General features: G+C 61.0%; 15 protein-coding genes. 3 read left to right on the top strand and 12 right to left on the bottom strand.

All coding sequences use genetic code 11. The features are described 5' to 3' along the window. Positions 1 to 287 precede the first annotated feature (287 nt). Complete coding sequence (locus tag AC1Q6X_RS27505; protein WP_492498975.1) at positions 288 to 2276, top strand: sigma-54-dependent Fis family transcriptional regulator; 1989 nt, start codon at positions 288 to 290, stop codon at positions 2274 to 2276. A gap of 1 nt (position 2277) precedes the next feature. On the opposite strand, the gene AC1Q6X_RS27500 is transcribed toward AC1Q6X_RS27505, so the two are convergent. From AC1Q6X_RS27500 to AC1Q6X_RS27470, 7 genes are all read right to left on the bottom strand, one after another. Further along, complete coding sequence (locus AC1Q6X_RS27500) at positions 2278 to 3288, bottom strand: FAD:protein FMN transferase (protein ID WP_492498974.1); 1011 nt, start codon at positions 3286 to 3288, stop codon at positions 2278 to 2280. After that, entirely contained in the window at positions 3278 to 5380 is a 2103-nt protein-coding gene (locus AC1Q6X_RS27495; RefSeq protein WP_492498973.1) for a 4Fe-4S binding protein, read from the bottom strand. The genes AC1Q6X_RS27500 and AC1Q6X_RS27495 overlap by 11 nt, the downstream gene beginning before the upstream one ends. A 57-nt stretch (positions 5381 to 5437) precedes the next feature. After that, positions 5438 to 6598 (bottom strand): porin, encoded by a 1161-nt coding sequence (locus AC1Q6X_RS27490; protein WP_070221754.1) that lies wholly within the window; start codon positions 6596 to 6598, stop codon positions 5438 to 5440. A gap of 287 nt (positions 6599 to 6885) precedes the next feature. Continuing rightward, entirely contained in the window at positions 6886 to 8643 is a 1758-nt protein-coding gene (locus AC1Q6X_RS27485) for a PQQ-dependent methanol/ethanol family dehydrogenase (protein ID WP_492498972.1), read from the bottom strand. Between the two features lie 26 nt (positions 8644 to 8669). Then, a complete protein-coding gene (locus tag AC1Q6X_RS27480; protein ID WP_070289550.1) occupies positions 8670 to 9059 on the bottom strand; it encodes a DUF779 domain-containing protein in 390 nt (129 codons plus the stop codon). A gap of 55 nt (positions 9060 to 9114) precedes the next feature. Then, positions 9115 to 10635, bottom strand: a complete 1521-nt coding sequence (gene adh, locus AC1Q6X_RS27475; RefSeq protein ID WP_492498971.1) for an aldehyde dehydrogenase — start codon at positions 10633 to 10635, stop codon at positions 9115 to 9117. A gap of 336 nt (positions 10636 to 10971) precedes the next feature. Next, complete coding sequence (locus tag AC1Q6X_RS27470; RefSeq protein ID WP_492420582.1) at positions 10972 to 11928, bottom strand: beta-propeller fold lactonase family protein; 957 nt, start codon at positions 11926 to 11928, stop codon at positions 10972 to 10974. Positions 11929 to 12132: 204 nt separating this feature from the next. Here AC1Q6X_RS27470 and AC1Q6X_RS27465 point away from each other — a divergent pair, with 204 nt between their 5' ends. Beyond that, a complete protein-coding gene (locus tag AC1Q6X_RS27465; RefSeq protein ID WP_492498970.1) occupies positions 12133 to 14271 on the top strand; it encodes a TonB-dependent receptor family protein in 2139 nt (712 codons plus the stop codon). A 159-nt stretch (positions 14272 to 14430) separates the two neighbouring features. On the opposite strand, the gene AC1Q6X_RS27460 is transcribed toward AC1Q6X_RS27465, so the two are convergent. The 5 genes from AC1Q6X_RS27460 to AC1Q6X_RS27440 form a co-directional block, all read right to left on the bottom strand. Further along, complete coding sequence (locus tag AC1Q6X_RS27460; RefSeq protein ID WP_492498969.1) at positions 14431 to 15264, bottom strand: substrate-binding periplasmic protein; 834 nt, start codon at positions 15262 to 15264, stop codon at positions 14431 to 14433. Positions 15265 to 15289: 25 nt separating this feature from the next. After that, positions 15290 to 15775, bottom strand: a complete 486-nt coding sequence (gene pedF, locus AC1Q6X_RS27455; protein WP_070221748.1) for a cytochrome c-550 PedF — start codon at positions 15773 to 15775, stop codon at positions 15290 to 15292. Positions 15776 to 15906: 131 nt separating this feature from the next. Then, complete coding sequence (gene rtcA, locus AC1Q6X_RS27450) at positions 15907 to 16926, bottom strand: RNA 3'-terminal phosphate cyclase (protein WP_492498968.1); 1020 nt, start codon at positions 16924 to 16926, stop codon at positions 15907 to 15909. Positions 16927 to 16942: 16 nt separating this feature from the next. Then, positions 16943 to 18178 carry an RtcB family protein gene (locus tag AC1Q6X_RS27445; RefSeq protein WP_492498967.1) on the bottom strand — a complete coding sequence of 412 codons (1236 nt, stop codon included), beginning with the start codon at positions 18176 to 18178 and terminating at the stop codon, positions 16943 to 16945. Between the two features lie 272 nt (positions 18179 to 18450). Continuing rightward, a complete protein-coding gene (locus tag AC1Q6X_RS27440) occupies positions 18451 to 20022 on the bottom strand; it encodes an RNA-binding protein (RefSeq protein WP_492498966.1) in 1572 nt (523 codons plus the stop codon). Positions 20023 to 20228: 206 nt separating this feature from the next. Here AC1Q6X_RS27440 and rtcR point away from each other — a divergent pair, with 206 nt between their 5' ends. Further along, positions 20229 to 21833 carry an RNA repair transcriptional activator RtcR gene (gene rtcR, locus AC1Q6X_RS27435; RefSeq protein ID WP_492498965.1) on the top strand — a complete coding sequence of 535 codons (1605 nt, stop codon included), beginning with the start codon at positions 20229 to 20231 and terminating at the stop codon, positions 21831 to 21833. The last annotated feature ends 90 nt before the right edge of the window (positions 21834 to 21923 follow it).

The raw sequence follows: 21923 nt of genomic DNA, 5'->3' as shown, positions 1-21923 counted from the left end.
TACTCGGCATTTGCATGCGTCGTTCAGCGAGGGGGCGAATTATAGCCCTGCGCCGCGCGGCCCGCAAGCGCTATTTTGCCGCGCCGTGAAACGGCCCTGGCACCGCACTTGCTTATACAGCCCTATGCACTGTCCACTGATGAGAGCAACTCTGGGCCTGGCAGCAACACTGGGGACAGCCCGGCTCGCTTTGCTTTGCTCCCATCTGTGACAGGTGCTACATTATGGAACACTCTCGATATTCAAAAGAGCGCCGCAGTACAGGGCCCAACGGAGGCAACGAGATCATGTATCAACCGTTAGCTACTTACCGTAGCGCACCGTTTTCGTCCATCGCGGACGCGAACACTTTGCCGGCAGGACAGGACAACGTCCCCGTCATCATCGAAACGTCCCATCAGCGTTCCGTCGCTTTTGGCCTGTCGCCCACGGCCACGCCTGACTTTACGCCAGCCGGCAAATCCGACCTGTCCTTGCTGATCGAGCAAAACCGCATGCTGCACACGCACGCGCTACCCGCGATGGAAACCCTGTACCAGCAAATCGTCAACACGCACAATATGGTAATCTTGACGGATGCCAATGGCGTAATCGTGCATTCGCTGGGCGACGATGATTTCCTGGAGAAAGCCAACCGCGTGGCTTTGCAGCCAGGCGTGGCGTGGTCGGAACAAAGCCGCGGCACGAATGCCATCGGCACGGCCATCACGGAAAAAGTACCGACTCTGGTCCATGCGGACCAGCATTACCTGGCTGCCAATCACTTTCTGACTTGTTCTGCGGCACCGATTACCGACCACCGGGGCAATGTCATCGGCGTGCTGGACGTCTCGAGCGACCAGCGCAGTTTTCACAAGCATACGATGGCCCTCGTGCGCATGTCGGCCCTGATGATCGAAAATCAGCTGTTTTCCGCCACCTTCGAAGACGCCATCACCGTGCACTTCCACGCGCGCCCCGAATTCATCGGCACATTGATGGAAGGCATCGCCTCGTTCACGCCGGGCGGCCGGTTCTTATCGGCCAATAAGAATGGCTTGTTCCAGTTGGGCCTGTCATTTGCCGCACTACAATCGCACACGTTCAGCTCCCTGTTCGGCTTGCCAGTGTCCGCCCTGTACGAGCATTACCGCACGGCCTCACCCGGTTTGCTGAACCTGTGCATGCACAGCGGCGTGCGCGTGTATGGGCGCGCGCAGTTGCGCCTGTCCAATAGCGTCTTCCAGCACGGCTTTACTACCAGCACCGATCACAGCGACATCAACGCGGTGCCGGCGGCGATCCCTGCACCGCCCAGCCATGCGGCCAATGCGGCGCGCCGCCTGTCTGGCCTGCGCTACCTGCGCACGGGCGATCCGCAGCTGGAACTGGTGATCGAAAAGGTCAACAAGGTATTGGGGCGCGATATTCCCATCCTCGTCATGGGCGAAACAGGCACGGGCAAGGAATTGCTGGCGCAAGCCATCCACAACGATTCGCCACGGGCCATGGGACCATTTATTGCCGTCAATTGCGCGTCGATCCCGGAAACCCTGATCGAATCGGAACTGTTCGGCTATGAAGACGGAGCATTCACGGGCGCACGCAAGAAAGGGGCCATCGGCAAGATCCTGCAAGCCAATGGCGGCACCCTGTTTCTCGACGAAATCGGCGACATGCCCTTCGGCTTGCAGGCACGGCTGTTGCGCGTGCTGCAGGAACGCATGGTCACGCCGCTGGGCAGCAGCAAATCGATCACCGTCAATGTGGAACTCATTTGCGCCACGAATCACAACTTGCGCGAACGCATGGCCAAGGGTTTATTTCGCGAAGATTTGTATTACCGATTGAATGGCCTGGTGGTGAAACTGCCGCCGCTGCGCGAGCGCACAGACCTCGATACTGTGGTGAAGAAAATCCTCGCGACGGAAGCGCCCGACACGCGCTACACGGTGGCCCCTGACATCCTGCGCCTGTTCCATCAGCATAAATGGCCTGGCAACTTCCGCCAACTGACCAATCTACTGCGCACGGCTATCGTCATGGCCGGCGACGAGCATGAAATCTGTTTGCGCCACATGCCCGATGATTTCCTCGACGATATTGAGATGACGCAAGCGACTGCCGCCAGCGCCAGCACGGACCGCATGATCGCCGCCGGTGCCAATCTGGAAGAGATGGAGCAAAGCGTGATCCTCAAGTCGCTTGATGCCCACGGCGGCAACGTCTCGGCCACGGCGCGGGCCCTGGGCGTGTCGCGCAACACGATCTATCGCAAGGTGCCGCATCTGAAATAGCCTAGAGTAGATGGGGAAAGCCGGGCGACATCTTGCGCCGGCCCTGCTTGTCGATGGTCATCAGGTCGACGCCCTGCATGTGCGCGGCCATCGTATGCGCACGCGCCGCCCCCGTCACCATGAAGGTCGTCGACAAGCCATCGGCCAGCAAGCCCGTAGGCGCCAGCACGGTCACGCTGGCCAGTTCGCGCGGCGAATCGCCTTTCGCAGGGTCGAAGATGTGGTGATGCGCGAAGTCAGGCGTGAACGCGCATTCGTAATCGCCCGACGTGGCCACGCTGCGCCCCTCCACTTTCAAGGTGGCCGCCAGGATTTCCGCGTCACGCGGGTCCTGGATGCCCAGGGTCCACGGGCGCCGCACGGCACGCTGCCCGCGCGCGACGAACTCTCCCGTGTCAAGCAGTGCGTGCCGCACGCCGCGCGCCTGCACAGCCGCCAGCGCCATGTCGGCCGCGTAACCTTGCGCCAGCCCATTCAGGGTCAGCGCCATGCCAGGCTGGAGAAAACGCACTTCACGGCGATCCCACACCAGTTGCCGCCAGCCTACCCGCGCCTGCGCGGCGCGGCGCGATGCTTCCGCAGGCAGGCTCGCCAGGTCTGCCGCCGACCGAAACAGCTGCCATAAGGGTTGCACGGTGATATCAAACGCCCCGTCGCTCCATTGCGACAAGGCTCGCGCCTGCGCCAGCACCGTCAGCAGATGGGCATTCGGCCGGGCCAGGCGGCCATCGCGGTTCAGCTGGAAGACTTGGCTGGCGGGACTGTAAATGCTCATCAGGCGGTCGACACTCCTGGCCGCATGCAAGGCATCTTCGATGGCCAGCTCGGCCTGGCGCTGGTCGTGATGCAACACGGTGACGGCGATTGTCGTGCCAAACGCCAGGGCGGCACCTTGATAAGGGCGCACGCCGGAGGCCGTAGCCGTGCCGCGCGCCATACTGCCAGGCAAGATAACGCCCGCCATGCCGGCCACGCTGCCAATCGCTGCGGAAATAAAGGTTCTACGCTGCATTGCTGCTCTCCTCTGCCGTGGCCCGGACGATGGGAATGGTACGGGCGCGCTTGATTTCCAGCATCAAAGGCGCGCATTTTTCATCGCTGGCATAGATCACCACGCAATCCATGCACTGGAAACATTCGCCATAATCGACTTTGCCACTCGGCGCGATGGCGTGATACTCGCAACGGTGGCGGCAAGTCTGGCATGGCGTGCCGCATTCCTTGCGGCGCGGAATCCAGTTGAACAGGCGAAAGTGGCCCAGCAGCGCCAGCGCCGCGCCGAACGGGCACAGGTAGCGGCAAAAGAATTTATAGGAAACACTACTGAGCAACAGCAAGCCCACGGCATACGCGACGAAGGGCCAGGCGCGCACGAAGTTCAGGGTAATGGCCGTCTTGAACGGCTCCAGTTCCACCAGCTTGTCCGTGATCTGGCTGGAAAACATGCTGCTGGCCAGAATGGCCGCCAGCAAGCCATACTTGATCCATTTCAAGCGCCCGTCCAGGCGCGGCTTGATCTTCCACTGCGGCAAGCGCAGCCACTGGCCCAGCTTGCCCGTGAATTCCTGCAGCGCGCCAAACGGACACAGCCAGCCGCAAAACGTGCCGCGGCCCCAAATGAACAGGCTGAGCAGAACGAAAGCCCACAGGATCACCGTCATCGGGTCGAACAGGAAGAAGCCCAGGCTGCGCCCCGCCAGCAGCGCCTGGATCAGCCCTGTGATGTTGACGATCGACAATTGCCCCTGGGCGTAATAGCCGATGAAGCCGATGGTAAACAGCAGGAACAGGCGGCGGAACCATGCAAATTGCCGGCCATTACGCACCAGGCCTTTCTGCCAGGCCAAGGCGCCGGCCAGCAGCGCCAGCCCGGCCAGCAAGATCAACAGCTCAGTCTGGCGCCCCTTCCACGTGCCGCGCCAGCTGGCATCGTCGCCTTGCGGCGCCGTATAAAACCCGGCCGGCAGACGGTAGCTGAAATCGACGTTGCGCGCGATGCGTTCCGGATACACGATGCCCTTGCTGCGCGTGATGGGGAGAGCAAATGCCAGCGGGCTGGCCGCATCAAGCCCCGCCTGGCTGATGACACGGAATACGGCAATATTTTCCGTTGGTAACGGTCCCGCATCGGACAGGCTCAATTCCAAGTCCAGGTCGCGCATGTCGATGGGCAAGCCATCCTGCTTCAGCAACAACCGGTCCGGCACGGTGCCGCGCACGAAATCGTCACCCAGCACGCTGTAGCGCCCGCGCGACATGACGAGGATGGCGTGGTCGTCCTCGTCGAGCCGGTTGCGCAGCTTGTTCCAGCTGCGTTCCGTCAACAGATTGCGTCCTACGATGGGCACGGAGACATAGGCCAGATACAGGTCGATGAACAGGCCGTCCGGCGCGCGCGTCGCTTCCGCATCGAGTCCGGCTCCGGGACTGCCGGCAAACAGGCTCTCCACATCCTTGTTGCTCAGGCGCACATGCTGGATCAAGCCTTGCTCAAGCATCTTTGCCACGCTGAGTTTCTCGAACACGTCCATGCGGATGCGGGCGATCTGGTCCGGATCGCGCCCCTGCGCAAAGCCGAGTTTCTTGCGCGACACTTTCAAGGCGGACGCCAGCACGCTCTGGTTGATGATGCGCACGGAAGCCGTGGCCTTCGACACGCCGTCGATATCGGCGTGCGTGGCATCGGCGGCGCGCTTCTTCCTGGCATCGATGGCGATATTCTGTTTCAACGACAGGCCCTGGTACTGTTTGACGAACTGGAACAGCGGCGCTTCACCTAGGCCATCGAGAAACACGGGTTCGTGCTGCGACAGCACGGCCACGTCCAGAAAACTACCCTGAGGATTGATGGCGATCAATAAATTGACGGGAACGCCGGAAAAGCCGGGAATCGGCGCCAGGTCCACCGACTCGAAGACATAGCCGACCAGTTCCGTTGCCGTGGCGTTTTGCTTGAACAGGGGCCAGACGGGCAAGTCGGCTTCCTTGTCGCCGACGACGAGCGGTGCAGGGAAGCGCCGCGCCAGCTCGGCCTTGGTGAGTACGCCGGCCCACGCCTGTCCCAGGATAAACAGGAATAGCCAGCATCCGATGAATAACCGCATTATCCGCATGCATTGCACTCCGTGCGGCGCCGCAGCTTCCGGCGCCGCATTCATTGGTTAGAAGAAAATAATGCCGCCCAGGGACACGCCATTCATCTTCGCTTCGCCGCCCGTAAAGCCTTTCGAGCGCGTCTGGCCCAGCTCCCCCACGAGGGTGATCGCACTGTTGAGCGAGTAATACGCACCGAGGGTCAGGTTGGCGTTCGACTTCAAACCGCCCGTGCCGGCCGTGTTGTCGTCGTTCTTGCTGATGCCGTAGGACAAGCCCAGCTTCAGCTTGTCCGTCGTTTTATACGTGCCTTGCAGCAGCCAGTTCTTCGACTTGGTATCGCCCTGATCCGCATCGGAGAGAATGCCCAATCCCTTGCCGCCCTGGAAATTGAGCAGCACGCCAGCCGGTCCCATCTGGTACGAGCCGCCCACTTCCACGCCGCGCATGGTCAGGTCATCGACGCCAGGCGTTTTCGACGTGAATTTTTGCGACTTCACGCCGAGCCAGGCTTTCAAGCCCTCCTGCGCATACGTCAGCTGCGCCTGCACTTGCGGACTCGACTTCGAAGAATAGGTCGAACCTGCCACGATGGGCGTATCGGAAACGGGGCTGACCAGCGCCACGTCGGCACCAAAACCGCTGGACTTCGGCGTGCTGTACATGATCTGGCCATAGTTGCCCAGATAGGTATAGCCGGCGCCGATATGGCCCAGGGTCACGCGGCCCCGCTGCGTCGCCTGCACCGGCGCGCCCGAGCCCAACAAGGTCATGTCGGACAGGATCGCATTCGCGCCGAAGATGCCGTAGTCGCGGCCCAGCTTGAAAGTGCCCATCTGTTCATTGCCAAACGTAAAGAAGGCTTGGCGCACGTCGACCACGCTGTTCTGGCTGATGGCGCTGTCCGTGGCCGTCGAGTTGTAGATACCGATCAAGGCTTTCACGTCGTACTCGCCCAGGCGCGAGCTTGCCGAGGTGATCAAGCCATTCGGCAGCAGGCCGTTGCCGATGGTGGTGCGGTCCTTTTCGCCGCCGCAACCGAGCGCCTGGCCTCCCAGCGCCAGCCCGCCCACGGCATCGCCCGAACACGACACTTGCGTGTAATAGGCGTTGACGATGCCGCCTACCGACACGGTCCAGTCGCCCGCCTTGATATCGACGGCTTGCGCCTGCCCCACCGCTGCGATTGTCATGACACCCACGCTCCCCAGCTTGCTCAATGTGTTCATTGCGTCTCCTCTTTCTTCTCTGTTTTTAGTGTGCACATCAGTGATTGATGTACCTCAAGCTTTGGCAATAAGCGTGCCCAGCACGGCTCGCAGGGAGAAAGAGAAATGACGTGTTTGACGTGTGCAGCAGCGGATCAATCGCCCCGCACGGTGTTCCTTTTTTGACCGCCGGCACATTGATCGAACGCCTGCGTAAACAAAAAACTGACGGCCTGGGCCGTCAGCAAAAAGAAAGCACCCGGCGGACAGGGAGACACCCATCCGTGTGGCCCGGACGCTTCACCCCGTTACTTCGACGCCAGCTTGAAGACCCACACGGAACCGCCCTGTTCCAGGAAGTTGACCTTCTTCGCCACCTCGCCGCCCCACAGCGGCACGGCGCCGCCCCAGCCAGAGACGACGGCCACGTATTGCGTGTCGCCATCCTGCCAGGTGACGGGCGGCGCCACGACGCCGGAACCCGTCTGGAATTTCCACAGTTCCTTGCCCGTCTTCGCGTCGACGGCTTTCAGGAAGCCTTCCGGCGTGCCGTAGAACACCAGATTACCGGCCGTGCTCATCACGCCGCCCCACAGCGGCGCGTTGTTCTTGATTTCCCAGACGATCTTGCCCGTCTTCGGATCGATGGCGCGCATGGCGCCGATGTAGTCGTCAAACAAGGGCTTGATGGTAAAGCCGGCGCCGAGGAAGGCGCCGCCCTTCTTGTAGCTGATCGGCTCGTTCCAGATGTCCATGCCCCATTCGTTCGCGGGAACGTAGAACAGCTTGGTTTGCGGCGAGTACGCCATCGGCATCTGGTTTTTTGCCCCCAGGAAAGCCGGCGCGGCAAACACGGTCGTGCCCTTCTTGCCTTCTTCTCCCTTGGTCGGGTCGCCAGGGCGGCCGGCGGCGATATAGTTCGGCCGGCCCGTCTTCAGGTCGATGCTGCTGGCCCAGGTGATTTTCTTGACGAACGGAAAGGCGTTCTGCAGCTTGCCGTTGGCCGCATCGATGACGTAGAAGAAACCGTTGCGGTCGGCCTTGCCGCCATAGCGCTTGCCATCCATGTCGAAGGTGACGAACTCGTTGGCGCCGTCGAAATCCCAGGCATCGTTTGGCGTGTTTTGATACGCCCACTTGATCTGCCCCGTTTTCACGTCCAGCGCCACGGTGGACGACGAGTACAGATTGTCGCCGGGACGCAGATGGCTGTTCCACGGCGCCGGGTTGCCGGTGCCGAAATACGCCAACTTGGTCTGCGGATCGTAGGTGCCGCCCATCCACGTCGAGGCGCCGCCCGTTTTCCACAGGTCGCCCGGCCAGGTCTTGTTCACGGTACCGGACACGCCGTTATCGATGGCCTTGCCGTCCTTGTCGTAGCGGTGGCCCATATGGCCTTCCACCGTCGGACGGCTCCACACGAGGTCGCCCGTCATGGGGTTGCGCGCCTCGACCCGGCCGACGATGCCGAATTCGCCGCCCGACACGCCTGTCAGCAGCAAACCTTCGGCGATCAGCGGCGCCGCCGTCATCGAGTAGCCGGCCGCGTAATCGTCAACTTTCTCCTTCCAGACGATCTTGCCCGTGTTCTGGTCCAGCGCCACCAGGTAGGCGTCCAGCGTGCCGAAGATCACCAGGTTGCCGTACAGGGCCGCGCCGCGGTTGACCACGTCGCAGCACGGCATGATGCCGTCCGGCAAGCGATGCTCATATTTCCACAGTTTGGCGCCCGTTTTCAGGTCGACGGCAAAGATGCGCGAATACGATGCCGTGACGAACATCTTGCCGTTGTGAATCAACGGCTGCGATTCCTGGCCCCGCTGTTTTTCGCCGCCGAACGAGAACGACCAGGCCGGCACCAGCTTGGCCACGGTCTTGTCATTGATCTGCGTCAACGGCGAATAGCGCTGGCCCTGCGTGCCCATGCCGAACGACAGCACGCTGGACGGATTCTTCGCCGTGCTGTCGAGCATGGCGGTGGTGACATTGCCCACGTCGGCCGCCTGGACCAGTGATGCCAAGCCCAAACCGATGAGTATCCCCATGATGTTTTTCTGCACAATCATCTCCCTCTGTTTTATTAGTATGTGTGTCAAGTCTTGCGGTGTTCATGCGGCTGGGCATGCAACAAGGCGCACTCTTCATCGGTGAACAGGCGCGAGCGCGTCAAAAAGCGCTTGCCCGTGCCGTTGTCGAGTGAAAACATGCCGCCATTGCCATCGACCACATCGATAATCAACTGGGTATGCTCCCAGTACTCGAATTGCTCGAGTCCCATGTAGAACGGTGCGCCATTCAAATTGCCGAGATAAATGTCGGTATCGCTGACATCGAACTCGCCCAGCGCGTAGCACATGGGCGCACTGCCGTCGCAGCAGCCGCCCGACTGAAAAAACATCAGCGGGCCGTGACGCTGGCGCAACTTGTCCATCATTTCCAGCGCCGCATCGGTGGCGACCACCCTGGCAATTGCTGCACTCATGGCATCCCTTTCTGCGCGCCGCGCCTGGACTACGGGCGCGGCGCCTGTTGCCGGTTTAGAAGAAGCCCAGCGCTTTCGGGCTATAGCTCACCAGCAAGTTCTTCGTTTGCTGGTAGTGGTCGAGCATCATCTTGTGGTTTTCGCGGCCGATGCCCGATTGCTTGTAGCCGCCGAAAGCGGCGTGGGCTGGATACAGGTGGTAGCAATTGGTCCACACGCGGCCCGCCTGGATGGCGCGGCCCATGCGGAAGGCGCGCGAACCGTCACGCGTCCACAAGCCGGCGCCCAAGCCGTACAAGGTATCGTTGGCAATCGCCAGCGCTTCAGCTTCATCCTTGAAGGTGGTCACGGACACGACCGGTCCAAAAATTTCTTCCTGGAAGATGCGCATCTTGTTGTGCCCCTTGAACACGGTCGGACGCACGTAATAGCCGCCTTCCAGGTCGCCCGCCTGCGTGTTGCGCTCGCCCCCAGCCAGCACCTCGGCGCCTTCCTGGCGGCCGATGTCGAGGTAGGACAGGATTTTTTCCAGCTGCTCCTGCGACGCTTGGGCGCCGATCATGGTGGAAGAATCGAGCGGATTGCCCTGCTTGATGGCGGCCACGCGCTTCAGGGCCCGTTCGATGAATTTCTCGTAGATCGATTCCTGGATCAGCACGCGCGATGGGCAGGTGCACACCTCGCCTTGATTCAGCGCGAACATCGCAAAGCCTTCCAGGCACTTGTCGAAATACTCGTCGTCCGCATCCATCACGTCTTCAAAGAAGATGTTCGGCGATTTGCCGCCCAGCTCCAGGGTGACGGGAATCAGGTTTTGCGCGGCATAGCCCATGATCAGGCGGCCCGTGCCCGTTTCGCCCGTAAAGGCAATCTTGGCGATGCGCTTGCTCGAGGCCAGCGGCTTGCCCGCTTCCAGGCCGAAACCGTTGATGATGTTCAACACGCCCGGTGGCAGCAGGTCGCCGATCAGCTCGATCAACACCATGATGGAAGCGGGGGTTTGCTCTGCCGGTTTCAGGACGACGCAATTGCCGGCCGCCAGGGCTGGCGCCAGTTTCCACACGGCCATCAGAATCGGGAAATTCCACGGAATAATCTGGCCCACGACACCCAGCGGCTCGTGGTAGTGGTAGGCATAGGTTTCCGCATCGATTTGCGCGACGGAACCTTCCTGCGCGCGGATGCAGCCGGCGAAGTAACGGAAATGGTCGATGGCCAGCGGAATGTCCGCGTTCATCGTTTCGCGGATCGGCTTGCCGTTATCGATCGTTTCCGCCGTGGCGATCAGGCTCAGGTTCTGTTCGATGCGGTCGGCGATGCGGTTCAGGATATTGGCGCGCTCAGCGGGCGAGGTCTTGCCCCAGGCATCCTTGGCGGCATGGGCGGCGTCCAGCGCCAGCTCGACGTCTTCCGTCGTGGAACGGGCGATTTCGCAAAATGGCAAGCCCGTGATCGGCGTGATGTTAGGAAAGTATTCACCTTTTACTGGTGCAACGAATTTGCCGCCGATGTAATTGTCATAGCGTTGTTTGAAGGGATTGGCTACGCCCAGTTTGCTGATGTCTGCGAGATTCATGTCGTCCTCTATCGGGTTAATTAGAATGGAATTACTTAATTAAAATCAAACGTCCTGGTACAGATGGGGTGAGTACACGCAGTCTTCCGCAAATGCCGTGCCAGCTCGCCATCCCACTACAAACTTAGCCGCTTTTACCCCTGTTACAAGGGCGCGGCCTCAATGCCGGTGCGCTTTTCGGCGCATGCCCGGGCTTGAGCCGCGGGAGCGGGCCTGTTTGCGTTTTGAACAAGGTGAAGGCATCCTGTTCCAATCCGGGCCAGCCCTGCTGCTGCGGCCCGTCGCCGCTGCACAATGGAACAGGTGTACCAGACTGGAACACCTGTTCCTGTAACGCTACCGAATCACCACGCCCCATGGCAATTCGCCGACGGCAATATCGGCCACCTTGCGCGCGCTGGCCGTATCGATGACGGAGACGCTGTTCGAGCGGCCATTGGCCACGTACAGCTTGGCCCCGTCGGGCGTGATGGCCATGTTCCATGGGCGCTTGCCGACGGGAATGGTGGCCGTCACCTGCTTGCTGGCCGTATCGATCACCATCACCGTGCCGTCCGTGCCATTCGATACATACACTTGCTTGCCACCGGGATGGACGACGATGCCATTCGCATTCTTACCTGCTGGAATGGTGGCGATGGCCTTGCGCGCCGTCATATCGATCACGTAGACGGCATTGACCAGTTCGCACGCCACGTAGGCAAGGCCCGAATCCGGACTGAAACCGATGCCGCGCGGACGCAAGCCCACGGCAATGGACGCGACCTGGCGGCGTTGCGCCACGTCGATGACATCGACTTGCTCGGCCTCTTCCGCACTGACCAGCAGCCAGCGCCCATCGGGGCTGAAGACGGCATGTTCCGGGTTGCGTCCCTGCACCTTGATATCGGCAAGCACGACGCCCGTCTGGCCATCAAGCAAGGCCACGCTATTGTTTTCCTCGACGGCCACGGCCACGTAACGACCGTCGTGCGAGGCGCTCACGCCTTCGGGCGACTTGCCCAGCGCCACCATTCGGACTGGTGCGCCAGCTTCGTTATCGATCAGCAGCAAGGCGCTGCTGGCCGCATCGGTGACAAACAATTGCCGCCCGGTGGGGTCGGCGGCGATGCCGCGCGGACGCTTGCCTGTGGCGATCTGGCGCACGACCTGGTCGGTCGCCGTGTCGATCACGCTCACGGTGCCCGATTTTTCATTGGGGACATAGGCAAAAGGAGCGGCCTGGAGGGCGGTGCTGGCAAGCGCCGGCAGCAGCCAGCACACCTGGCGCAAGCGCGGGAAGAAGTTGGGCATAATCACCTTTTCAATGGCAAAACACAGGAAAAGCGCGCGGTAGCGGCGCATCTGATAATTGCTGCATGCAAACGCCGTGCCACTGACACGCGTATAATTTCCGCCCACCAATGGAGACATGGCAGGCATATTGCTTGATACAACTATGCAGACCTGCGCCGCTCACGCGCTCAAGCAGGCTTTTATTCACATTGGAGAATCCGCATGCAGCATCGTTTCCGCCTGAACACCATCGCCAGCCTGTTTGTCGCCGGCAGCGCCACCCTGGCCCCCCACGTCTTTGCCGCCGAGCCCGCTGACTTGGCCGCCGGGCAACTCATGGATACGGTGGTCATCAGCGGCAGCCGCATCGCCCACCCCAGCCAGGAAGTGCCCGCGTCCATCGACGTCGTCGACAGCACCCGCATCCAGGACGGCCAAATCCGCGTCAATGCCTCGGAAGCGCTGGCCGCCGTGCCGGGTCTGGTCGTACAAAACCGCCAAAACTACGCACAAGACTTGCAAATCTCGTCGCGCGGCTTCGGCGCCCGCTCGGCCTTCGGCGTGCGCGGCGTCAAGCTGATCAGCGATGGCATTCCCGCCAGCATGCCCGACGGGCAAGGCCAGGCTGCCACCTTCAACCTCGATACGGCCGAGCGCATCGAAGTGCTGCGCGGGCCGTTTTCTGCCATCTACGGCAACCATTCGGGCGGCGTGATCCAGCTGTTTTCCAAGGATGGGCAAAATCCCCCGTCCGTCGAACTGAACGTGACGGGCGGCAGCTTCGGCACCAGCAAGGTGGACCTGTCGGCGCAGGGCCAGGCAGGCGGCATCGGCTACGTGCTCGACGGTTCGCGCTTCCGCACGGACGGCTTCCGCGACCACAGCGCCGCCACGCGCGAACAGGCGTTCGGCAAGATCACGGTCAAGCCGAATACGGACAGCAAGCTGACCATCGTCGCCAACAGCCTGCACCAGGGCAACACGCAAGATCCGCTGGGCGCCACCTGGGCCACGTTTTCCCGCGATCCGCGCGCCGGCGAAATCGATGCGACGGACACGCAAAACCCGAAACGCACCCTGGCCGAACGCTACAACACGCGCAAGAGCATCGACCACCAGCAAATCGGCGCCACCTATGAACAATCGTTTGGCGAAGACCGCCTGCACGTGACGGCCTACGGCGGCAACCGCGACGTGATCCAGTACCAGGCTTTTACCAAGGGTTTCCAGGCGCCAGCCAGCCATTCGGGCGGCGTGGTCGACTTCCAGCGTGAGTTCTACGGCATCGACACCAACTGGCTGCACGTGAACCAGCTGGCAGGCGGCAAGCTGAGCACCACCATCGGCATCGACTATGGCCGCTCCAGCGATGACCGCACCGGCTATGAGAATTACATCGGCAACACGTTTGGCGTGAAGGGCAAGCTGCGCCGCGACGAGCAGGATGTCGTCTCCAGCCTCGATCCGTATATCCAGACAGAATGGCAGAGCGGGCCATGGCTGCTCAGCGCAGGTGTGCGCTACAGCAAGATGAAAGTGTCGGTCAACGACCGCTTCCTCGGCAATGGCGACGACAGCGGCAGCCTGGAGTTCAGCCACACGACACCGGTGCTGGGCCTGCTGTATAAACTGACGCCCAACGTCAACGTGTACGCCAGCGCCGCGCGCGGTTTCGAAGCACCCACCCTGAACGAACTGTTTTACTCGGGCACGGGCGGCGGCTTCAATTACCAGCTGAAACCGGCCACCAGCACCAACCTGGAAGCGGGTATCAAGGCCAGGATCGCGAACAACACGCATGTGAACGCGGCCGTGTTCCAGATCAAGACCAACGATGAACTGGTCGTCGACAGTTCCAGCGGCGGGCGCACCAGCTACCGCAATACGGGCAAGACCTTGCGTCAGGGGATGGAAGTGTCGCTGGACTCCAGCTTGCCGTACGGTTTCACGACAAAAGTGGCGCTGACCAGCCTGCACGCCGTGTATGACCAGGCGTTCGGCAGCGTACGCGAAGGCAGCCGCTTGCCGGGCGTGCCCAGCGCTAACCTGTTTGCGGAACTGGCCTGGAAAGACACGCTGGACCGTTTCGGCGCGGCAGTGGAAAGCGTGGCCAGCAACCAGGTCTACGCGGAAGACAGCAACAACGAAAAACCGGCGCCCGGCTACACGGTGTTCAATGCGCGCTTCAACGCCAAACAAAACGTAGGGAATTGGCGCTTCAAGGAGTTTGCCCGCCTGAACAATCTTTTCGGCAAGACCTACGTGGGCTCCGTCATCGTCGGCGACAGCAACAAGCGCTACTATGAAGCGGCGCCAGGCCGTAACTGGTTGTTAGGTGTGAGCGCCCAATACTCCTTTTAAGAACACCTGAGAAAAAGTCCATGGCGGCGTTGCATTGCCTTGTCGTACTATTCGTACTGCCTGCGGCAATGCGCCTTGCCCTGAACATTTTTCAGGCGTTCTCATGAAAAAGCCCGCGCCTCTTCCGAAGCGCGGGCTTTTACCATTCAGCATAGTCTGCTACGGCCGCGCTTCCTTCACGCCATACTTCTCAAAGATGGTTTTCAATTCACCGCTGGCCGCCATCTCGTTCATGGCCGCCTGCAGTAACTTGGCCACGTCGAGCTGTTGCTTGCTGACGGCCAGGCCCACGGCCCAGCCAGCACGCGGCAAGCGGGCGAACGCCAATTCATTCATGGGGAAAGCGGGATCGCTTTTCAGCACCGATTCGATTTCCGATCGGTTCGCCAGCACGGCGTCGAGCTGGCCGGCCTGCAATTGCTGCAAGGCTTCGGCGGCGGTATCGAAGATGCGCACATCGTCGCGGTATCTGCCATTGTCTTCGCCCAGCATCAGCATGGCCGCGATCGAGACCTTTTCCACGCCGATACGCTTGCCTGCGAGGCTGGCGACGCCATCGAATTGCGGCACGGCTTGCGCGCTGCGCGTCAGGCGCACGGTTTCCACGTAATACGGGGCGAATATCTCGACCTTGTCGTTATCCGCCATCAATTTCTTGTCGACCGGCACGTGCAGCATTACGTCGGCGGGACCATAGCCGAGGTAATGTCCCTTCCACACCATATTGCGCAAGTCGTCGTTGAGGTTTTCGCCGGCGGGAAAGGGCAGCAAGCTCAGTTTCAGCCCCAGCTTTTTCGCCAGCGCTTCGGCGATGTCGATATCGATGCCCGTGCCCTTGTCGGAAAACGGCGCGAACTCGTTGTACACAGCCACTTTCAGGCTGCCCGACTGCTGCACTTTCTGCCAATCGGCACGCGCTGGCGCGGCCGCGCACAGCGCCATGCAAGCGAGCGAGAGCATCGCGCGCGCGCCACGGGGTTGAAATGAACGCATGGAACTCCTTCGTTATCAGTTCGACCTAATTAGACTCGCGGCGGGTTTCCAGGTAGGTCTTGATGGCCCACATCGCTTCCTGGTTGAATACGCCCTCGAACGGCGGCATGTACACGGCGCCATTACGCACTTTACCGTGACGGATGGTCGCCAGGAAATAATTATCCGTTTCCTTGTAACACGCCTGTTTCTTTGTCTCATTCTTGATACCGAAGCAATCACGGTCCAGCTGGCGCAAGTCCGGCGCGATGCCGCCCGAAATGGCTTCGATGCCGTGGCAGCGCGCGCAATTCTGGTTATAGGCCGAGGTGCCCACCGTCAGGGCCAGCTTGTTGCCGCGATACGGGTTTTGCTCGAGCCACTTGTCGCCCACCTTGGGCAAGCCCGTGGTGTCGACGCCTTGCGGCGTGACATTGCCGTGCGCATAGGCATGCGGCAAGGTCAGCAGGGAGGTGAGGGCAACGGCGCCGGCGGCGGCCACGCCGAGCAGGGTACGGATGGAATAGGTCATGCTGGTCTCCTTGGTTTTTTTAGTGAATATCTCAAGAAGAGCAAATGCCATGCCATGCGTATATGCCCCACATCGGGCCACCCATGTATCAATTTGGAACAGCTGCAACAGCGATTGTGTCACCGCGCGCGTCAGGCGGCGGCCACCGTGCAGATGCTGCCCCGCGCCTGCTGCTCGAAAGTGATACGCACGGGCAAGAAGCGGGCAATCACTTCCGCATTCGTCAACGCATGCTGCGACACCTTGCTGCAACTGAAGCTACCGCCGCCGGCCAGCGCCATGGGCAGCAAGAGCTGGTCCGCCAGGTGCTCGCCCACGGCCGCGTCCGACTTGAGATAGTCGCGCACCTCGTTCAACAAGCGCTTGGCCACGGATTCGGCCAGCAAGGATTTTTCGCCGAACGACGTAAATACTTCCGTGACGTGCTCATGTTCCAATGTCAGCAACAGGACATTGCCCGGTCCCTGCTCCGCCGGCAAGCCGACGAGGCGCAGCTGCTTGCCGCTCCAGCCCATGCCGTCGGCGATACGCTCGAGCTCACGCTGCGCCACGTTCACATGCACGCCCGCCACCACGCTTTCCGCATACCCGGCCTTCCGCTCGCCGCGCTGCAACAGTGAAATGGGCCGCAAGCGCTGGCACGGTTGCACGGTGGCCAGCACCTCACCACCACCTGCGGGATGAAAGCCGTAGCGTTGCAGCGTGATATCGACGTCGGCGCCCATCTGTTCCAGGATGCGGCCATACGCGCGCTGCAAAAAATGCACGGGCGGCGCCATGGCATTGTGCGTGCCGCCGCTGATGCGCACGGTAGACGGCCCATCCGCATGCAGCAGGGCCGGCAGCAGGGTTTGCAACACCAGGGTGCAGCTGCCGGCACTGCCGATGGCAAAGCGGTAATCGCCGCCGCGTATGGCGCCAGGCACGAATTCCAGGCTGGCTGCGCGCAGCGCCACCGGCGTCGTGCGCGCCCCGCAAATCGCGGTCGCTGCCTGCACGGCCAGCAAATGCTGGCGCAGCAAGCCGGGCTTGTCCCGCCCCGCGCGGATATTCGTCAGCCGGAACGGCTGCCCCGTGATCATCGACAGGCTCAGCGCCGAGCGCAAAATCTGTCCGCCGCCTTCACCTTGCGCTCCATCAATTTCTATCATCTGTACTTTCTCTTTATTAACCTTTGACGCAAACGACCTGCTTCAGGATATGCACGACGTCGACCAGTTCGCGCTGCGCCAGCATCACCGCATCGATATCCTTGTAGGCCATTGGAATTTCATCGATCACGTTTTCATCCTTGCGGCATTCCACGCCTTGCGTGGCGCGGATCTGGTCGGCCAGGTTGAAGCGCCGCTTCGCTTCCGTGCGGCTCATCGTGCGGCCCGCGCCGTGGCTGCAGCTATGGAAGCTGTCCGCATTACCCTTGCCGCGCACGATAAAACTCTTGGCGCCCATGGAGCCGGGAATGATCCCCAATTCTCCGGCGCGGGCCGAGACGGCGCCCTTGCGCGTGACCAGCACGTCCTTGCCGAAGTGGTGCTCCTTCTGCACATAGTTATGGTGGCAGTTGACGGCTTCCACATGCGTCTGGAACGGCTTATGGATGACCGTGCGCACGGCCGCGATCAGGTTTTGCATCATCACTTCGCGGTTGTTGCGCGCGAAACGCTGGGCCCAGCCCACCGCTTCCACGTAATCGTCGTAATGCCGCGTGCCTTCGGCCAGATAGGCGAGGTCCTGGTCGGGCAGGTTAATAAAATGGGTACGCATATCCTGCTTGGCCAGTTCGATGAAATGCGTACCGATGGCATTGCCCACGCCGCGCGAACCGGAATGCAGCATGAACCATACAGAACCCTGTTCATCGAGACAGACTTCGACGAAGTGGTTACCGCTGCCCAAAGTTCCCAGGTGACGATAGTTATTCGTGTTCTTCAGCTTGGGCGTTTTCAGGCAGATGGCGTCGAATTCATCCTTCAGCTGCAGCCACGCGGCATCGACCACCGAGGGCGGCGTCTGCCAGGAACCCTCGTCGCGGCCGCGGTGACCGCGCGTCTTCGGCGACATCCCGTGCGGAATGGCGCGCTCGATGGCGCTGCGCAGCGGCCCCAGGTTATCGGGCAAATCGCTGGCCGTCAGCGTGGTTTTCGCCGCCATCATGCCGCAACCGATATCGACGCCCACGGCTGCCGGAATCACGGCGCCCAGGGTGGGGATCACGCTGCCGATGGTCGACCCTTTACCCAGGTGGACGTCGGGCATGACGGCGATATGCTTGTAGATGAACGGCAGGGTCGCCGTGTTGCGCAATTGTTTTTTGGCCGCTTCTTCGACAGGCACGCCACGCGTCCACATTTTCACGGGACGGCTGCCTTCGGTATGCAGAACTTCGTATTCTTCGTTTTTCATCGCTATGCTCTTCTTCTATTGTATAGGGGGTGATGACAAGGATTGGTGAAACATTGCCGACGCATCGGCTCTGGATGTAGTTCCACCGGCATTCATCAGTACGACAACCCGACAAGGGGGGACAGGATTTTCTGCCAGGCGCACTGCGTCTGGCAGGCCGGTTTGACGCGGCTGATCGATGTAATCCTGTCGGCATTCGGGGTACTGCGGCGCATGACAAACCTGGACAGGACGTCTCACATGTAGTCTTGTCCGCATTCGTGCGCGTTACTTCAACACGCTGGTACCGCGATATCGATGGTGGCGATTTCTCCCACCCAGTGGGCCGGGTCCAGCTGACCGGCGGCAAAGGCGGCGATGATCTTGAAGACGTCGTCGGAAAAACCGCCGATATTCAGGATATCCTCGCGCTCCATCGCCTGTGTCGTGGCATGCGGCGAAATATCGATGCACACCAGCTTTGCCTGCGGATTGCGCTGCTTGAAAACCGTCCACTGTCCCATCGTCGCCGTGGCGCCGCTGCGCTTCGCGTCGATCCACGATTCGTTATCAGACACATAGATCACCAGGTCGGCCAGCTCCTTCCTGCTGTTCATGCGCAGCAGGGGTGCGCTGCAATTGGTGCCGCCACCGCCGATGGCCGCCAGCCTGGCCGCATTCGCCATTACGCTGTCATCGGCGCCAAGTGCGCACTGCACCACGTTGTGCTCGAACGGCAGCACCACGGCGTCCGGATTCTTGCGCAGCATGGCTGCCGCCACCAGAGCCGCCACGTCGATGCAGCGCACGTTCGAGGTGGCGCTGCCGCGAAAACCGCTAACGGGCGAGGCCATCGAGCCGGAAACGTCAGGACACACCACCACCTTGCCCGCGATCCGCGGCACGTTCGCCAGCGATATTTCCAGCGCCTGCTCCAGCGCTGCATGCACGATGCACGGTACCTTGTCGCCGGCGGCCATGTACGCCGACATCAGTTGGTAGGGAAACACGCGCGAGCTGGCGATCGCTTCGGGATCGCGCAGCTTGGCGGCGATCAGTTCCGGCATGCCATCAATCGCGTACACGCCATGGCGGGCAAAGGTATTCAGATTCATGCGCACCATCTGCCAGCTGCCCTGGCGGGCGATCTGCGCCCAATCCTGCGCGCTCAAGGGCAGCGCCGTCAGCATCTGGAACGGCACTGCCGGTATCGGCTGCGAAGGATCGGCCTTGTATGCCTCGAACGCGGCCAGCGCCGGCGGCAAGGCATCGCGTTTATATTCCTTGCCGATCAGCCAGGCAAAGAATGCCTCCCGCCACGCTGCCTGCGGTTTCGGATGCACCATTTTCACCACGTCGGCCAGCGACGGCGCATTGCCCACGGCAGCGGCCAGCAAGGCCTGCTCGGATGCGTTGTTCAACCATGCCTGTACCAGCTTTTTCGGACGCGATCCCAGCGACTTGCGGCCCACGGCGCCCGAACGCATGATCTGCACGAAATTGCGCAGCATCTTGCCGTTGTTAATCACACGCTGGAAGGCCTGCGTAAATTCTGCAGCACCCTGCCCCGCCAGCACGGCCACCAGCAAGGCCGGCATGTCTTTCATGTAGCCCCGTTCGCGGCAGTACACGGCCGTTTGTGCGATGAAGGCTGGTTCGACCGCCTTGCACAGTTCCAGTACCATCGCCAGCTGCGCTTCGGCGCTGGCATAGAACGTCGTGTTCAGGCAACCGGTGGCAGCATATTGCGCCAACTGATGCCGTGGCGTCAGTGCATACGCTGGCGCGCCTTCGGCATTGCGTGCCAGTGCCGAAGGCAAGGTCGCGCTCTGTTGTGCGCTCTGGAATAGCTGGGCGTTGGCCATTTTTCGTTCCTCTCTGCTCTCTACGTTTATCTCGTTGGTATCTCCTCTATTGCAAACGCCGTGCCAGCTTTCAATATTTCCTCAAACATTTCCATAAACCATTGATTTCATTAAATAATATTTTCACGTAAGCTGTGCGTTGAAAATATCCCTGCCACGGTGATTTGGAATACAATTATCTTTTAAGATAAATATTTATCCCAACTATGCAAGCAAAACGTATCGTCGTCATCGGCTTTCTCGGCACGCAGCTCGACAATGGCAGGGGAGCGGCACGCTGGGAAAAGTGGCGCCCCAGCATCGCCCTGACCCAGCACGAGGACAAGATCATCGACCGTTTCGAGCTGCTGTATGCAGGCAGGCAGTTCGATAACCTGGTGCGCCAGGTATCGCAGGACATCGCCAGCGTCTCGCCTGAAACAAGGCTGGTCGCCCATGAACTGCCCATCAGCGATGCCTGGGATTTTGAAGACGTGTATGGCGCGCTCTACGATTTTGCCAACAGCTACGCCTTCGATCCGGACAAGGAGGAGTACTGGATCCACATCACCACCGGCAGCCACGTGGCGCAAATCTGCATGTTCCTGATGACGGAAGCGCGCTATTTTCCCGGCCGCCTCGTGCAGACGTCGCCACCGAAGCGCCAGGCCATCGGCAATCCAGGCAGCTACGCGCTGATCGACCTCGATCTGTCGCGCTACGACCAGATCGCGCAGCGTTTTACGCGCGAACAGGCCGAGGGCGTGGCCTTCCTGAAGTCCGGCATCGCCACGCGCAATGCGAAGTTCAACAGCATGATCGAGGAAATCGAGCGCGTCGCCATCAAGTCGCGCGCGCCCATGCTGCTGATGGGACCTACCGGTGCCGGCAAGTCCTTTCTTGCGCGCCGCGTGTATGAACTGAAAAAATCGCGTCACCAGATCGACGGCAAATTCATCGACCTCAATTGCGCCACCCTGCATGGCGATGGCGCAGCCTCTACCTTGTTCGGTCATATCAAGGGGGCATTCACGGGCGCCGGTGCGGACCGGCCAGGCTTGCTGCGCAGCGCGCACAAGGGCTTGCTGTTTCTCGATGAAATCGGCGAACTGGGACTCGATGAACAGGCGATGTTGCTGAAAGCCATCGAAGAAAAACGCTTCTTTCCTGTTGGTGCGGATACGGAGGTGCAAAGCGACTTCCAGCTGATCGCCGGCACCAACCGCGACCTGGGCAAGGAGGTGGCGGCCGGCCGCTTCCGCGAAGACCTGTATGCGCGCATCAACCTGTGGACGTACGAATTACCAGGTCTGGCGCAGCGAGCCGAGGATATTGAGCCGAACCTGGACTACCTGCTGGCGCAGTACGGTGCGGAGACGGGCGAAAGAGTGCGCTTCAACAAGGAGGCGCGCGAGCGCTTCATGCACTTCGCCAGCCTGCCTACCTCCGCATGGAAGGGGAATTTCCGCGACCTGTCCGCCGCCGTCACGCGCCTTGCCACGCTGTCGGAAGCGGGCCGCATCACGGATAGCGTGGTCGACGAAGAGATCAGGCGCCTGAACCGGATGTGGCAGCATCATGATGGGCGACCCGGTCGTCCGGAAGTGGACCTGGCAGAGCTGATGGGAGAGCAGGCGGCAGCGCAACTCGATCTGTTCGATGCGCTGCAGCTGCAGGCAGTCATCCAGGTGTGCCGACAGTCCAACAGCCTGTCCGATGCGGGCCGCAAGCTGTATGCCGTTTCGCGCGAGGCAAAGGCGAAACCGAATGATGCGGACCGGCTCAAGAAATTCCTGGCCCGCTTTGACCTGGAATGGGACAGTATTAGATAACAGAGGCAGCGCACAGCGCTGCCTTTTTTTCGTCTGTTGCATTGGCAGCTGATGAACAGCCGGGGTCAGACCCTCCATGCCGCAAACTCA

Source organism: Janthinobacterium sp. GW823-FHT06H09 (assembly GCF_058794735.1).
This window is presented reverse-complemented; position numbering and strand designations above follow the sequence as displayed.